General features: G+C 71.6%; 17 protein-coding genes. 8 read left to right on the top strand and 9 right to left on the bottom strand.

The window, feature by feature from the left end; translation table 11 throughout:
* Positions 1–40 precede the first annotated feature (40 nt).
* The 3 genes from FXF51_RS04170 to FXF51_RS04160 all read left to right on the top strand — a co-directional run bounded on the left by FXF51_RS04170 (position 41) and on the right by FXF51_RS04160 (position 4,064).
* The gene (locus FXF51_RS04170; protein WP_148432887.1) at positions 41–1,882 is read left to right on the top strand and encodes an AMP-dependent synthetase/ligase; all 1,842 of its coding nucleotides are present in this window, start codon (positions 41–43) and stop codon (positions 1,880–1,882) included.
* Positions 1,883–1,949: 67 nt separating this feature from the next.
* Positions 1,950–3,422, top strand: a complete 1,473-nt coding sequence (locus tag FXF51_RS04165) for a hypothetical protein (protein ID WP_148432886.1) — start codon at positions 1,950–1,952, stop codon at positions 3,420–3,422.
* A 153-nt stretch (positions 3,423–3,575) separates the two neighbouring features.
* Complete coding sequence (locus FXF51_RS04160) at positions 3,576–4,064, top strand: hypothetical protein (protein ID WP_148432885.1); 489 nt, start codon at positions 3,576–3,578, stop codon at positions 4,062–4,064.
* A gap of 61 nt (positions 4,065–4,125) precedes the next feature.
* Here the strand turns inward: FXF51_RS04160 and FXF51_RS04155 are convergent, their stop codons facing one another.
* Positions 4,126–4,773 (bottom strand): NAD(P)-dependent oxidoreductase, encoded by a 648-nt coding sequence (locus FXF51_RS04155; RefSeq protein ID WP_187414168.1) that lies wholly within the window; start codon positions 4,771–4,773, stop codon positions 4,126–4,128.
* 105 nt (positions 4,774–4,878) lie between these two features.
* On the opposite strand from FXF51_RS04155, the gene FXF51_RS04150 reads away from it, so the two are divergent.
* The 3 genes from FXF51_RS04150 (at position 4,879) to FXF51_RS04140 (ending at position 6,763) form a co-directional block, all read left to right on the top strand.
* Positions 4,879–5,244: a winged helix-turn-helix transcriptional regulator gene (locus FXF51_RS04150; RefSeq protein WP_187414167.1), complete on the top strand. Its 366-nt coding sequence runs from the start codon at positions 4,879–4,881 to the stop codon at positions 5,242–5,244.
* 132 nt (positions 5,245–5,376) lie between these two features.
* On the top strand, positions 5,377–6,366 hold the full coding sequence (gene moaA / locus FXF51_RS04145) for a GTP 3',8-cyclase MoaA (RefSeq protein WP_148432884.1): 990 nt from the start codon (positions 5,377–5,379) through the stop codon (positions 6,364–6,366).
* Positions 6,367–6,505: 139 nt separating this feature from the next.
* Positions 6,506–6,763 carry a DUF6457 domain-containing protein gene (locus FXF51_RS04140; protein WP_148432883.1) on the top strand — a complete coding sequence of 86 codons (258 nt, stop codon included), beginning with the start codon at positions 6,506–6,508 and terminating at the stop codon, positions 6,761–6,763.
* A gap of 302 nt (positions 6,764–7,065) precedes the next feature.
* Here FXF51_RS04140 and FXF51_RS04135 read toward each other — a convergent pair whose 3' ends face one another.
* The gene (locus FXF51_RS04135) at positions 7,066–7,380 is read right to left on the bottom strand and encodes a DUF3099 domain-containing protein (RefSeq protein WP_148432882.1); all 315 of its coding nucleotides are present in this window, start codon (positions 7,378–7,380) and stop codon (positions 7,066–7,068) included.
* 99 nt (positions 7,381–7,479) lie between these two features.
* Here FXF51_RS04135 and FXF51_RS04130 point away from each other — a divergent pair, with 99 nt between their 5' ends.
* Together FXF51_RS04130 and FXF51_RS04125 are read left to right on the top strand one after the other, a co-directional pair.
* Positions 7,480–7,692, top strand: a complete 213-nt coding sequence (locus FXF51_RS04130) for a dodecin (protein ID WP_148432881.1) — start codon at positions 7,480–7,482, stop codon at positions 7,690–7,692.
* Between the two features lie 344 nt (positions 7,693–8,036).
* Complete coding sequence (locus FXF51_RS04125; RefSeq protein WP_187414166.1) at positions 8,037–8,630, top strand: hypothetical protein; 594 nt, start codon at positions 8,037–8,039, stop codon at positions 8,628–8,630.
* Positions 8,631–8,707: 77 nt separating this feature from the next.
* Here the strand turns inward: FXF51_RS04125 and FXF51_RS04120 are convergent, their stop codons facing one another.
* From FXF51_RS04120 to FXF51_RS04090, 7 genes are all read right to left on the bottom strand, one after another.
* Positions 8,708–8,968, bottom strand: coding sequence for a WhiB family transcriptional regulator (locus tag FXF51_RS04120; RefSeq protein ID WP_316247602.1), 261 nt, complete (start codon positions 8,966–8,968; stop codon positions 8,708–8,710).
* 9 nt (positions 8,969–8,977) lie between these two features.
* A complete protein-coding gene (locus FXF51_RS04115; protein WP_148432879.1) occupies positions 8,978–9,430 on the bottom strand; it encodes a Dps family protein in 453 nt (150 codons plus the stop codon).
* A 109-nt stretch (positions 9,431–9,539) separates the two neighbouring features.
* Entirely contained in the window at positions 9,540–10,331 is a 792-nt protein-coding gene (locus tag FXF51_RS04110) for an MBL fold metallo-hydrolase (protein WP_148432878.1), read from the bottom strand.
* Between the two features lie 12 nt (positions 10,332–10,343).
* Positions 10,344–11,141 carry an alpha/beta hydrolase gene (locus FXF51_RS04105; protein ID WP_148432877.1) on the bottom strand — a complete coding sequence of 266 codons (798 nt, stop codon included), beginning with the start codon at positions 11,139–11,141 and terminating at the stop codon, positions 10,344–10,346.
* Positions 11,142–11,151: 10 nt separating this feature from the next.
* Complete coding sequence (locus FXF51_RS04100) at positions 11,152–11,976, bottom strand: alpha/beta fold hydrolase (RefSeq protein WP_148432876.1); 825 nt, start codon at positions 11,974–11,976, stop codon at positions 11,152–11,154.
* A gap of 12 nt (positions 11,977–11,988) precedes the next feature.
* Entirely contained in the window at positions 11,989–12,813 is an 825-nt protein-coding gene (locus FXF51_RS04095) for an alpha/beta fold hydrolase (protein ID WP_148432875.1), read from the bottom strand.
* A gap of 69 nt (positions 12,814–12,882) precedes the next feature.
* The gene (locus FXF51_RS04090) at positions 12,883–14,181 is read right to left on the bottom strand and encodes an MFS transporter (RefSeq protein WP_148432874.1); all 1,299 of its coding nucleotides are present in this window, start codon (positions 14,179–14,181) and stop codon (positions 12,883–12,885) included.
* Positions 14,182–14,647: the final 466 nt, after the last annotated feature.

The following is a 14,647-nucleotide window of genomic DNA, read 5'->3' as shown; positions in this document are numbered from 1 at the left end:
CAGCAATCATGCAAGTGATTACTGACTGGAGGCGGGTGCCATGGGCGAAGTCCTCGAAGTCCGGGACGAGATCGAGCGGCAGATCGCCGGCCGTACCGTGTGCGAGCAGCTCAGACAGGCGGCCGAGGAGCATCACGACGCACCCGCCTACTCCGACCCCGAAGGGGACGGCTGGCGCACGCTCACCTACGGGCAGGCGCGCGAACGGGTGCTGGAGATAGCTGCCGCGTTCGTCGCCCTCGGGCTCGAACCCGGCGAGGCCGTGGCCCTCATGATGGTCAACCGCAGCGAGCACGTCCTGGCCGATCTCGGCGCGGTGCACGCGGGCGGCGTCGGCTGCACCGTCTACTCGACGTTCGCACCCGACCAGATCGCCTTCGTGGCCGACAACGTGGGCGCCAGGTACGCCGTGCTCGGCGGCCCCGCCGACCTGGCCCGCTGGGAGCCGGTGCTCGACCGGCTGGACGGCCTGCGCAAGATCATTGTGCTGGAGGGGGCGCCCGCCGGCGACCGGTTCATGTCCTGGGACGACTTCCTCACCCTCGGCCGCGAACGCCTCGCCGTCGACCCCGGCCAGGTCGAGTCGCGCTGGCGCGCCGTCACCCAGGACGACGTCGCCACCGTCCTGTACACCTCGGGCACCACCGGCACCCCCAAGGGCGTGCCGCTCACCCACACCAACATCTTCTACGAGGTCGCCGCCACCGACCGCCTCACCTCGCTGCCCACGCGCGGCACCCAGATCTCCTACCTCACCTACGCGCACATCGCCGAGCGCATCCTCAGCCTCTACCTGCCGCTGGTCAAGGTCTCCCACGTGCACTTCTGCACCGACCTGGCCAACCTGGGCGCCACGCTCGGGCAGGTCAGGCCGATGATGTTCTTCGGCGTGCCGCGCGTGTGGGAGAAGATGATGGCCCGCCTGCTCGCCGTGCTCGCCACCCAGCCCGAGGAGCAGCAGGCCGCCGTACGCGAGGCCATGGCGGCCGGCGCCGCCTACGTCGAGGCCGGCCAGTACGGCCACACGATCACCCCGGAGATCCAGGCCGCCTACGACAAGGCGGACGCCGCGCTGCTGTCCGTCATCCGCGGCATGATCGGGTTCGACCGCGCCGAGTGGACCGCCACCGGCGCCGCGCCGCTGCCCGACGAGGTCCAGCGCTTCTACGCCGGGCTCGGGCTGAAGGTCATCGACGTGTACGGCATGACGGAGACGACCGGCGCCTTCACCGGCAACAGCCCCGCCTGCTACCGCCTGGGCACCGTCGGCAGGGCCGAGCCTGGCGTCGAGATCCGCATCGGCGACGACGGCGAACTCCTCACCCGCAGCCCGCTCAACACCTCCGGCTACCTCAACCGCCCCGAGGCCACCACCGAGCTCATCGACGCCGACGGCTGGCTGCACACCGGCGACATCGGCACCGTGGACGACGACGGCTTCTACCGCGTCGTGGACCGCAAGAAGGAGCTGATCATCACCGCGGGCGGCGAGAACATCTCCCCGGCCGAGATCGAGAACCACCTCAAACAGCACAACCTCATCGGCCAGGCCCTCGCCTACGGCGACAACCGGCCCCACACGGTGGCCGTCCTGACGCTGGACGCCGAGGTCGCGCCGGGCTGGGCGCAGGCACGCGGCATCACCTTCGGCTCGCTGGCCGAGCTGGCCGAGCACCCCGGCGTGCTGGCCGAGGTCGAGGCGGCCGTGCAGGTCGCCAACGCCAAGCTGGCCAGGGTGCAGCAGGTCAAGAAGTGGGCGCTGCTCGGCGTGGAGTGGACGGCCGAGACCGAGGAGCTCACCCCGAGCCTGAAGCTGAAGCGGCGGATCATCCACACCAAGTACGCCGACGTCATCGAAGGGCTCTACGGCGAGTCTGTCTGAGGCTTTTGCCATTCGGGGCGTGTGTTGTGGTCCTGTCCATTACCGGACGGTTCCTACCGTCTCGATCATGACCAGAAGTGTTCTTCTCGTCTCGCTCGCGGCGGGGTCGCTCACGGTGCCCGCACCTGCTGCCTCCGCCGCGATCGAGCCCGCCATCCGCGCCATCACCGTACGCCCCGCCGAACCCGTGGTCGGGGCGCAGGGGTCCGTCCGCCTGGTGATCGATGTGGTCGCCAAGGGGGTGGTACGCGGTAAGGACGGCGTCACCGTCAAGGTCGAGCCGGGCGCCCCGCCCGCCGGTGCCGCCCCGGCGCCGCGCCCGATCACCGCGGCCCCACCGGCGGGGTCACCGGCCCAGCCGCCCGTTCGGCCGCCCGCGCACGCGCCCATCAAGCCACCCGCCCAACAGCCCGGCCACGCGCCTGCCCAGCCGCCCGCGCACGCGCCCGGCAAGCCGGCGGCCCAGCCGCCTGCCCAGCCGCCTGCGCAGCCACCCGCCCAGCCACCCGCCCAGCCGCCTGCGCAGCCGCCTGTCCAGTCGCCCGCGCAGCCGCCTGCCCACGCTCCCGCCGAGCCGCCCGCTCAGGGCCCGGCGGTCCAGCCACCGGCCCAGCAGCCCGCCCAGAGCGCGGTGATGCCGCCCGCCCAGGCCCAGGCGCCCGTCCAAGGCCATGCTCACGTTCAGGCACCGGCTCAGGCGCCCGTCCAAGGCCATGCTCACGTCCAGGCGCCCGTCCAGGCCCAGACCCACGTCCAGGCGCCCGCCCTGGCACCCGCGCAGAGCCCGGCCCGGGCCACCGTCCTCACCCCGGCCCGGGCGTCCGGCGGCGCGCCCGCCATCGCCTTCGCCGCGGGCCCGCTGCCCAGCCCGGCCGCGAACACCGCCCCGCAGGGCGGCACGAACCCCGCCCTGCTCGACGAGGAGCCCGCCTGGACCGGCGGCCCGCAACCGGCCCCGCTGGCCGAGCCGGGCGCTCCGAAGGACGGCATCCAGGGCGCGGGCCGCCCCGTCCTGCCGCCCCGCCTGGTCTGGCGCCTGGCCGCGGGAGCTCACCTGCAGCCGCGGGGAGCGTCCAGGACGAGGACGGACGAGTGGCAGACCTGGCGCTTCCTCCCGGACAAGAAGCTGAACCGCTTCTATCCGGCGGGCACCTGGACGATCACCGCCACCGCCAAGGGCGTCAACGGCGCCACGATCACCCAGTACGCCTCGTTCGAGCTGAAGCGCGAGACGAAGCTCACCGCCGTGCGGGCGGAGAAGTCGGCCCGCGCGGACGGCGTGCGCCTGCGCGGCTCGCTGACCCGGGTCGACCCGCGCGGCCTCACGGACTACGGCCCGTTCGCCAAGCAGAACCTGGAGGTGCTGTGGCGTCCGGACGCGTCCTCTGCCTGGCAGGCGGTGGGCCAGGCCACGACGGACGGGGCGGGCGCGTTCGCCGGGACGGTCCAGGGCCGCACGGACGGCTACTGGCGCGTCCGCTTCCCCGGAACAGGACACTACGCACCGGATCTCTCTAAATCCCGACAAATAGCCCAATAAACGCATAAGGGTCGCCTGAACCCCCCACCCCCGCCCCGTTGCCAAAACGTGATCAACTTTGTCGCAACTTTTCCTGACCTTTACGCGTCATTGGCATTTGACGTGCCCGTACGGGTGCGTGTTTTCGGACGGGGAAGGATTTCTGTTTTGAAGATGCGACGTCTAGCCGCCGGCCTGGCGGCTGCGGCCCTGGGCGCGACCCTGGTGGCCACCGCCGCCTCGCCCGCCCTCGCGGACGACCCGGGCCTCGACCCGGATGTCGCCGGCGGCCACACCAGCCTCAAGCTCGACGTGAACCCCGAGCCCGCCTGGCGGGGCAAGCCCCTCACCGTGGAGGGCAAGCTCTCCGTGGAGTGCGACGAGGACTACATCAGCGGGTTCGTCTCGGTGCACCACGCCGACACCTGCAAGAAGTCCGAGCGCTGGCACCGCCTGGCGCACAAGCGGGTCGTGATCCTCTTCCAGCCGGACGGCAGCGGCCGCTGGGAGCACGTGGAGACCGTCCGCACCAGCGGCAAGGGCTACTTCGGCCTGCGGGTGCCCGCCCGTGAGTCGGGCACGTGGCGCGCGGTCTTCGAGGGCAGCAGGTACCTCGCTCCCTCGGAGGGCAAGGACTGGGTGAAGGTCATCGGCCGTCACTGACGCTCCGGCACCTCGAACGCCCGGCCACCGCGGCCGGGCGTTCGCCGTTCTCCGCGAGGTCTCAGTAGGACACGGCCACCTGAACCCGGTGATGCGCGGGCGTCTCGGCCTCGTCCACCAGCGCGACCGCCAGATCCGCGTACGAGAACGCCGGATCCCCCTCCTGTGCCTCCGGCACCCGGCCGTCCCCGAACCGGTACCGGCCGGTCCTGGCCGCCTCGGCGTCCAGGAACACCGGCGGCGGCGCGATCACCACCCAGTCCAGCGCCGACCCCGCCAGCAGCTCCAGCTCGGCGGCATGCCCCAGTGAGAACGCCCGCGCGTCCGCGGGAAAGCCCGGAGTGTCGATGAGCCGCACGCCGGGCGAGACCTCCAGCAGGCTCCCGATGCCCAGCGCCACCAGCCGGGACACCCCGGCCCGCGCCAGCCCGTCCACCAGCGCCCGGGTGGCGGCGGTGTAGAACTCCCGCGACCCCATGTCCAGCCGCGCCGCCACCTGCACCGCCACGTCGTGCCCCGCGGCCAGCGCGGCCACGCCGCCGGCGTCCGTGACGTCCCCCGCGGCCACCTTCACCCGCGCGCCGCCCAGCCCCGGATGCCTGCCCGGGTCCCGCACCACGGCCGTCACCTCGTGCCCGCGCCCGGCCGCCTCCGCGACCACCTTCACCCCGGCCCGCCCACCGGCTCCGAACACCACGATCCTGCTCACCCGTACCTCCGTCACACCGCCGGCGGCCGGTCCTTCCGGCCGCCCCCGCAGACGGTAGGGGGCGGGACATCGCTTTCCGCAACGATAGTTACCTACGATGACGGGATGGCCGAGCCACTCGATCCGGACATGTTCACCGGCTGCCCGCCGGTCGCCGCGCCGATCCGCATCGGCGACAAATGGACCGCCAAGATCATCCGCTGCCTGGAGCTGGGGCCGCGCCGCTTCACCGAGCTCCAGAAGCCGCTGCGCGGCATCACCCCGAAGGTGCTCACCGAGTCGCTGCGCGCCATGGAGCGCGACGGGCTGCTCACCCGCACCCCGTACGAGGAGATCCCGCCACGCGTCGAGTACGAGCTCACCGACCTCGGCCGCAGCCTGCTCGAACCGATGAACGCCGGCTGCGAATGGTCCCGCAGGCACCTGACTGAGCTGATGCGCGCCCGCGACGCCTGGTACACGGCATCGTGACCAGCACGCCCGCCCTCCCGGAATCGATCTAGGGAAGAATGTGTTGTCGTGCCATGAAGTGTCGGATTTTGAGGGCGGGCCGGCACCCGTCGTAGTCTGGCCCTCTGGCGAACGAACAGGAGGTGACGCCCCATGTTGCGAGACTCGTTCGGACGGGTGGCGACGGATCTGCGGGTGTCCCTCACGGACAAGTGCAATCTGCGCTGCACGTACTGCATGCCGCCCGAAGGTCTCGACTGGCTGCCGAGCGCGAAGCTCCTGACGGCCGACGAGATCGTCCGCCTCGTGACGATCGGCGTCGAACGCCTCGGCATCACCGAGGTCCGCTACACCGGCGGCGAGCCCCTGCTGCGCCGCGAACTGGTCGACATCGTCGGCCGCACCACCACCCTGACCCCCAAGCCCCAGGTCTCCCTCACCACCAACGGCATCGGCCTGGCCCGCCTCGCCGAACCGCTCGCCGCCGCCGGCCTCGACCGGGTGAACGTCTCCCTCGACACCCTCGACGCCGCCACGTTCAAGCGGCTCGCGCACCGCGACAGGCACGCCGACGTCATCGCCGGCCTCGCCGCCGCCGACGCGGCCGGCCTGCGGCCCGTCAAGGTCAACGCCGTGCTGATGCGCGGCGTCAACGACCACGAGGCCGTCCCGCTGCTGCGCTGGTGCCTCGAGAAGGGGTACGAGCTGCGCTTCATCGAGCAGATGCCGCTCGACGCCCAGCACGGCTGGAGCCGCGACAACATGGTCACCGCCGACGAGATACTCAAGCTCCTGTCCGCCTCCTTCGACCTGACCCCCGACGACCTGGAGGAGCGCGGCAGCGCCCCGGCCGAACGCTTCCTCGTGGACGGCGGGCCCGCCAGGGTGGGAGTGATCGGCTCGGTGACGCGGCCGTTCTGCGGGTCGTGCGACCGGGTGCGGCTCACCGCCGACGGGCAGGTGCGCAACTGCCTGTTCGCCACCGAGGAGTCCGACCTGAAGACGCCCATGCGGGACGGGGCGTCCGACGAGGAGCTGGCGGAGCGGTGGATGGTGGCGGTGTCCAGGAAGCGGGCGGGGCACGGCATCGACGACCCGTCGTTCCTGCAGCCCTCCCGCCCCATGTCCGCCATCGGCGGCTGACCAAATCCCCGCCACCCCCGCCACCCGGCCCTCGCGTCGCGCACCGCGCGCGCCATGCGGCCATGCGCCGCCCGCTCCCGCCGCGGCGAGGCCACCGAGACACGCCTGCGTCACAATGGACCACCAGGAGGAGGCTCACATGCACGTGCTCAACGAATGGACCGCCCTGGCCTGCAAGGAGCTGGGCATCGACCCGGCCACCGTGGACCGCGACCTCATACTCGACCTCACCAAGGAGGTGGCCCACGGCGTCGCCAGGCCGGCCGCGCCGCTGACGGCGTACCTGCTGGGCCTGGCTCAGGGCGCGGGCACCGCACCCGAGGACGCCGTCGCCAGACTGACCACATTGGCGAAGAACTGGAGCCAAGCGACCGCTGAGACGCTGACAGACGACTGACACTCGAACGAACTCTTGAAGTCAAGCTCGCCCCGCCTGAAGATTTCCTGTGAATAACGAGGCGGGGGTGAGTGTAAACGATTTCGGGAAAGCCGCCCTATCCAACGGCGGGGGCGGCGCACACTGATCGAATCGTGGCCGGGAAAAGGGCGACGCCGGGTGGTTACGGGGGCAAACCACCCGGCGTCGCTTCATCGGCGTTCCGACGGGGGCCCGGAACGCCGGCACCAGCACTCCGACGGGGGACCGGAGCGCTTGGCTAAAGCGTACACCTACAACCCATGGGATGCGTCAAGACTTAGTCACGACCCGATCTCGCGTCGATGCAGCGGTATCTCGGTTTGGTTAGCTTCAGGGGACTGAAAGGTAGGGGGAGGGGCGTCGTTGCTCCTCTCATTGGCCCCGATTACCGCTATGTATGGCAAAAAGACGGCCGCCGCGATGAACAGCAGCCGGTACGGCCACGGCACCGGCACCACGACCGCCAGGATCAGGCAGATCGTGCGAATCCCCATCTTGATGAGGTAGCTGACCTCACGCTTACGGATGTCCGCGGTCAGTGACGGTCTCGCGTCCGTGACCTGGTGGACGGCTGGTTTCCTGCGCCACCCCTTCATGGCTTCCACGGTAGCCCCAGGAGGGCGCGGTGGCGACGGCAGCCCGGTGCGGACGCGGGGGTCATGCGATCATGGCCTTCGAGTAAGGAGGATGTGGAGATGACGGATCGCACGTACCGGGTCACGGAGATCGTCGGCACCTCGGGGGAGAGCGTCGACCAGGCCATCCGCAACGGCATCAGGAGGGCCTCTGAGACACTGCGGCACCTCGACTGGTTCGAGGTGACGGAGATCCGCGGGCACATCGACGCGGGGGAGATCGCGCACTACCAGGTCGGCATGAAGGTGGGCTTCCGGCTCGAGGACTCCTGACGCTGCCGGGCGGGGCGGTGGCGGGCCCGCCGGGGATCCACCTCCCCGCACCCACCGTCCGCCCCGCCTTCCGCCCCGCAGCTCGCACCCGGCGCCTCGCCCGCGCCCCGCGACCCGGCCCCGCCGCCCCTCTGCATCTCGTAGTGCGGTCTCGTAAGCCCCTCCGCGCCTCTCAGCCGGCCTCGCAGCCCCGCTGCGCGTCTCGCAGGCCGGTCCACGCATCGGCCGCGGCTGGAAGCCGCCCAGCGCCCCCTCCGCGCCGTCCCTCGCAAATGGCCGTACGAACCCCCGCCCCCGGGCCGTCCCGACCGGTTAGATTGGCCTTGACCCACGGGGAGCGCACCATGGCCATTCCTCCCGCCGCCCGCGAAGCGGCACCCGGACGAGGCGAGTTCCGCATCCTGCTGGTCTGCACGGCCAACATCTGCCGCTCCGCCATGGCCCAGGTGATCGCCCAGGCGATGCTCCACTCCGCGCCCCTGCCGGTGGTGACGGCGAGCGCCGGCGTACGGGCGATGGCCGGCCACCCCATGGCACCCCACGCGATCACGGCCCTCGACAGGCTGGGCCTGAACGGCAGGGCACACCGCGCCAGACCCCTCGACCCAGCCCTGATCGGCGCGTCCGACCTGCTGCTCACCATGGAGACCGGGCACCGCGCCGTAGCCGTCGGCCTGGACCCGCGGGCGGCGGGCAAGACGTTCACGCTGCCCGAGTTCGCCGAGCTGGCGGCGGGGGCGGGCCACCGCCGCTACCGCTCGGACACGGTGGATCGCGCCAGGGCGATCGTCCAGTCGGCCGCCGAGCGCCGCGCCGCCGTCCAGCCGCTGGAGGTGTACGACCCGTACGGCGGCCCGCCGCAGGGCTACGAGACCTGCGCCAAGACGCTGGGCCAGTCCCTCAGCCACGCCCTGGCCGCTCTCCTCGGCCCTCGCTGAAACGCCCGGGCGCATCGAGGACCAGTAGCCGAGCGCGTACCCCCACTGCTTCAGCCGGACGATCGGCGCGGTGCGGCTCAAGACGGGACGGGTGCCTGGCGGCGCTGGTTCAACCGCGGCGGCTGACGGAGCCGCCGGCGTTCGCCCGGGGTCATACCGCCCCAGACGCCTTCCGGTTCCCCGGATTCCAGCGCCCACTCAAGACAGAGGGGCCGGACGAGGCAGCCGGCGCAGACCCGCGTGGCTGCCTGGTGCTGCCCCTCCCAGCTGAGCGGGAATAACAGTTCGGGGTCGGTGTCCCGGCAGGCGGCGCGGCCCGTCCAGCGCAGATCGGCCATGATCGCCGCTCACTGCTGGGCGCGGGCGAGCCACTGCTGGGCCTGGAGGTCCCGGCAGAGGCTGGTGAGCAGATCGGCGGTCACCGGGTCGTCTTCCATGGCCGGGCTCCGCAGCCACGACGTGACGACGGCGGCGACACGTTCCAGGCCGGTCTCCATGGCGGTGAGCGCCTGGCTGGTGGTGAGCCGGCCGAAGGGCAGCGACTCCAGGGTGTTGCGTTCGCTCAGCGTCTCGCTGCAGGCGTCCGGCCAGCCGCCCAGGGTGGCGATGCGCTCGGCCAGCGTGTCGGCGTGGGCCCGCAGGGTTTCGGCGAGTTCGTCCAGCCATCGGTGCACGGGCAGGAACGTCGTGCCGCGCACGTTCCAGTGCGCCTGCCTGGCCTGGGAGGCCAGCTCGGCGATGTCGATGAGTGCGTCCTGTAACGCGGCGGTCGCCAGGTGGTCGAGCTGGGTGCTGGTCATGAGCGTGGTCGTTCCTCTCGATCGTGTCAGGGCCGTGGCCGGCCTGAGGGCCCCCGGGCCCCAGGCCGGAACGTGAGGTCACGGCTGCCTGCCCCAGGAAGGGCCGTGTCTAGAGCTGCAGGTGTTCCGCTGATCCGGTGGGCAGCCAGTGGTAGCGGCTGCGGATCCGCTCCGGCGCCCGCAGCAGGTCGCGTTCGATGCCGTCGCGGCCCTGCCGGAAGTGCTGCCAGCCCTCGTAGTGGACCGGCAGGATCGTGTGCGGGGTGATGGCCCCGCACAGGCGTACGGCCTGACGCGCGGTCATGGTGTAGCGCAGTGGTCCGGTGCTGGGGAAGCCGACGCCGCCCAGGTGGAGCAGGACCGTTCCCGGCCGTATCGCGGCGGCGGCCCGGCGCAGCGCGCGGTGGTGGACGGTGTCGCCGGTGATCCACAGCGGGCCGTGCGTCTGGCCGGGCCAGGTGAGGGCGAAGCCGATCACTTCGCCGGTGATCGGCCGGCTCAGCGGCGGGCCGTGCCGGCAGGGGGTGGCGGTGATCTCGATCGCCGGCCGGCCGGGCGCAGCCAGCCGCGTGCGCTGCCCGGGCCTGAGCCCGCGGGCGGCGCCACCGAGACGGCGGGCGCCCGAGAGGGTGGTGATCGTGGCCGGGACGGCGGTCAGCAGGAGGCGCCCGGCCTCGTCGAGGTTGTCGCCGTGATGGTCGTGGGTGAGCAGGACGGCGTCCACCGGCCCGAGCTCGGCCATGGGGACGGCCGGGCCGGTGAGCTTGCGGGAGGAGGTCCCCCAGCCGAACGCGTACGTCCGGCCAGGAGGGTCGAAGGTCGGGTCCGTCAGCAGTCGCCAGCCGTCGAACTCGATGAGGACGGTAGGACCGCCGATGTGGGTGAACCTGACGTCCGACATGGAACGCTCCTTCTACGAGCTGTGGTGGAGCGCCCAGGCCAGGGCGCGGTCGGCGATCTCTTCCCAGCCCCGCTGGGCGGGCATCAGGTGAGAGCGGCCGGGGTATTCGACCACTTCGGTGATCGTGTTCGGCGCCTTGTAGTGCTTGGCGTTGGAGCGCTGGATCTTGGGCGGCATGAGGTTGTCGTGCTCGCCGGCGATGAACAGCAGCGGCTTGCGGTCGTCGTTGTGGTAGTCGACGTAGTTGTCGTCCTTGCCGGGGTGGATGTTGGCCAGGGCGCTGCCCCAGAAGATGTTGCCGGAGGCGGGGACGTGGTAGCGCTCGTAGGCGGCCCGCGCTTCCGCCTCGGGGAAGGTGTTGGTGAAGGCGTAGCGCCAGTGCTCGTAGTCGAGACCGACGGCCTTGTGCCGGTTGGCCGGGTTCTTCAGCACGGGGAAGGTGGCCTTGAGCTGAGACAGTGGGATGATCTTCACCCCTTCGGTGGGGGCGGAGTTGATCGCCACACCGGCGGCGCCGTAGCCGTGATCCAGCAGGATCTGGGTGAACACGCCGCCCGCCGAATGCCCGATGAGGATGGGCGGCTTGTCCAGGCCGCCGACCAGCTTCTCCAGCGAGTCGATGATCTGCGGGACGGTGACCCGCTCGATGGGTGTGGTGTCGGCGTTGAGCGCCTCGACCTCCACCTCGAAGCCGGGGTAGGCCGGGGCGAGCACCCGGAACCCCTTGGCCTCGTAGTGCGCGACCCAGTTCTCCCAGCTGCGCGGGGTGACCCAGAAGCCGTGGATCAGGACGATCGTGTCGGGTCTCATGTGGTCTCTCCTAGCGGGTGGCGGCGTAGGCGGACAGGACCACCGCGGTCGCGGCGGCGGGGTGGGACATCATCACGACGTGGGAGGAGTTGATCTCGCGGACCTTGCTGCCGGCGCGTCCAGCCATGAAGCGCTGGGCGGCGGGCGGGATCACGTTGTCCTGGGCGGGGATCAGGTACCAGGACGGGATGGTCTTCCAGGCGGGCTCGCCGCTGCCGTCGGACAGGCCGGTGACGCTGCCGGGCCGCTGCGTGGCGGCCATCTGCCGGGTCTTGTACGCGGGCAGGTCGGCGGCGAACACCTCGCGGAACCTGTCGGCGGTGATGTAGCCGTCGACGCCGTCCTTGGTGCCGTTGGGCAGCGGGTAGTGCCGGGCCAGCAAGGCTTCGCCCAGCTTGCTGCCGGGGAACCGATCGGCCAGTTGCAGGGCGCTCTCCCCTTGGTCGGGGGCGAACGCGCCGAGGTAGACCAGGGCCTTGACTCCGGCGTGGCCGCGGGCGGCGTTGGTGATGACGATGCCGCCGTAGGAGTGGCCGACCAGGATGATGGGGCCGGTGATGGTGTCCAGGACGCTGGAGAGGTAGGCGGCGTCACCGGCGACGTCGCGCAGCGGGTTGGCCGGCGCGATCACCGGGAACCCGGCGGCCCCGAGCATGGTGATCATGTCGTTGAAGCCGGAGGCGTCGGCGAACGCGCCGTGGACCAGGACCACGGTCGGCTTGACACCGGTGCTGGCGGCGGAGGCGGGCACGGCCGCTGCGCTCAGTCCGAGGATCAGGGCGCAGCTCGCGACGAGAGTGCCCAGCAAGTGGCCGAAACGGCGTAGAGGGGTCATGCGGGGTGCTCCTTAGGAATTCACGAAGGCGAGGAGGTCGGCGTGCAGGCGGTCGCGGTCGGTGTCGGGCAGCGCGTGTCCGCTGCCCTCGTAGACCTTCAGGACGGCGCCGTTGATCATCTCGGCGGATCGCTTGCCCCCGACCTCGAAGGGCACGATCTGGTCGTCGTCGCCGTGGATGACCAGGGTGGGGACGTCGATCTTGGCCAGGTCCGGCCGGAAGTCGGTGGCGGAGAAGGCCGCGACGCACTCGTAGGCGCCGCGGTGCCCGCACGCCATGCTCTGCAGCCAGAACGCGTCCCGGAAGCCCTGGGGCACGTCCTGCCTGCGGTTGTGCCCGAAGAACGGGCCGTCGGCCAGATCGCGGTAGAGCTGCGACCGGTTGGCGGCCTCGCCGGCCCTGATCGCGTCGAAGACCTCGATCGGCAGGCCCTCGGGGTTGTCCTCGCTGCGCAGCATCAGCGGCGGCACGGCGGAGACCAGCACCAGCTTCGAGACGCGGTCGCCGCCGTGCCGGCCGAGGTAGTGGGCGACCTCCCCGCCGCCGGTCGAGTGCCCGACCAGGGTGAGGTCGCGCAGGTCGAGCTGCTCGATCAGGCAGGCCAGGTCGTCGGCGTAGGTGTCCATCTCGTTGCCGTGCCAGGTCTGCGCCGAGCGGCCGTGGCCGCGCCGGTCGTGGGCGATGGCGCGGTGGCCGTGCCGGGCGAGGAAGAGCGCGGCGGCCTCCCAGGCGTCGGAGTTGAGCGGCCAGCCGTGACTGAGCAGGACCGGGGTTCCGTCCGCGCCCCAGTCCTTGTAGAAGAGCTGGGCTCCGTCGTCGGCCGTGATGTAGGGCATGTGACTTCCTCACTGATGCGGTCTCGATGTGCTTCGAAGCTAGGCTTGGGGCCCCCGGCCGGAAATCGGTCAGATGACTGCACCGGAGCCGACGGGCTCCTGACTTACGCGCTCGTCCAGGTTCTTGGCGCGGGTCTCGGGAGCGAGCAGAACCGCCAGGAAGGCGATCGCCGCCAGGCCCACGAGCAGCAGCGCGATGGGCCACGACGCGCCGCCCGCGCCCGCCACCAGGGCGGACGCCACGAGCGGGGCGGGCCCGCTGGCCAGCGCGGCCGTCCACTCCCGGGAGATGGCGATGCCGGTGTAGCGGTAGCGGGTGCCGAACAGCTCGGTCAGGATCGAGGCGAGGACGGCGAACATGGCCGTGACGAAGACGCCGTACCCCAGCGTCACAGCGAAGATCACCAGCTCGGGGCGGCCGGTGTCGACCAGCCAGAACATCGGGAAGGCGAAGACGGACAGGGCGAGCGTGGCACCGAGGAAGACGGGCCGGCGGCCGACGCGGTCGGCCAGGAGCCCGAACAGCGGCATGAGCGCGATCCCCACGGCCGCCGAGCACACGTTGGCGATCAGGCCCACCGTGGCGGGCAGGCCGAGCGTCCTGGTGACGTACGACAGCACGAAGACGTTCATGATGTAGCCGATCGCGCCGTAGGGGGCGTTGATCCCGGCGGCGATCAGCAGGCTGCGCGGCTGCCTTCTGAAGACCTCCAGCGCGGGGAAGCGGCTCACGCCGTGCGCCCGCTCGCGCTCGAAAAGCTTCGACTCCGGCACCCGGATCCGGCAGAAGAGCCCGGCCCCCACGCCCACCAGGCTGAGCAGGAACGGCACTCGCCAGCCCCACGAGGTGAACGACGGCAGCGGCGCGACCGCGGTGAAGACGAGCGTGGCGATCAGGATGCCGATCTGGACGCCCATGCCGGGAAGCGCGGCGAGCAGGCCTCGCCGGCGCGGGTCGCCGGCCTCGGCCACCAGGACGAGGGCGCCGGCGTATTCGGCTCCGGCGCCGAAGCCCTGGACCAGCCGCAGGAGCACGAGCAGGATCGGCGCGGCCAGGCCCACCTGGTCGTAGGTGGGCAGCAGTCCGATGCCGGTCGTGGCCAGCCCCATCAGCAGCAGCGTCAGGACCAGGGCGGGCTTGCGGCCGACGCGGTCGCCGATGTGCCCGAACACGACTCCGCCGATGGGCCGGGCGAGGAAGCCGACGGCGAACGCGGTGAAGGAGCCGAGGGTGCCGGCCAAGGGGGCGTCGGCGGGGAAGAACTGGTCGTTGAAGACGATCGCCGCGGCCAGGCCGAAGAGCGCGAGGTCGTAGAACTCGATCGCGGTGCCGATGACGGCGGCCCTGGTCACTGATCTGCTTGTCATGACTGCCTCCTGTCGTGGGAGTGGGAGTGGGAGCGCGTACGGGGCGTCGGGCGCGCCGGATCAGCGGGCCGCGAGTCAGGGACTCGCGGCCCGCGGGCGGGTGGCGTGGACGCCGCTCAGCGGCGGGTTCGCCGCTGGAGCGGAGAGGTCAGGTGGCGGCCTGGCGGACGAGTCCCGCGAAGGGCGTCCACGCTCCACCGGACCTGAGAGCCGGCCATGAACGCGGCCGGCCGGGCAGGCCGGCGGCGGGGTGGCGAGGAGCGCGCCGGCCGCCACCGCAGGAGTGGCCCTGCCAGCGGGATCCGTCCAGGAAGGCACCGTGGACGAGCACGACGTCCCTGCCGGCGGTCATGGTCGCTCCCGAGCTTCTGCGGACCGGCCCTTCGCCTGTCCCGGTACGCTCCATCCAAGTCGGACGCACGCGGCCGGACCACGCAGAACAGCACGCAGAAGTGGTGCGGAAACC

Source organism: Nonomuraea sp. PA05, from assembly GCF_008086045.1.
GTDB lineage: Bacteria > Actinomycetota > Actinomycetes > Streptosporangiales > Streptosporangiaceae > Nonomuraea > Nonomuraea monospora.
The sequence above is the reverse complement of the archived record's forward strand: the minus strand, read 5'-3'. Positions and strand labels throughout refer to the sequence as shown.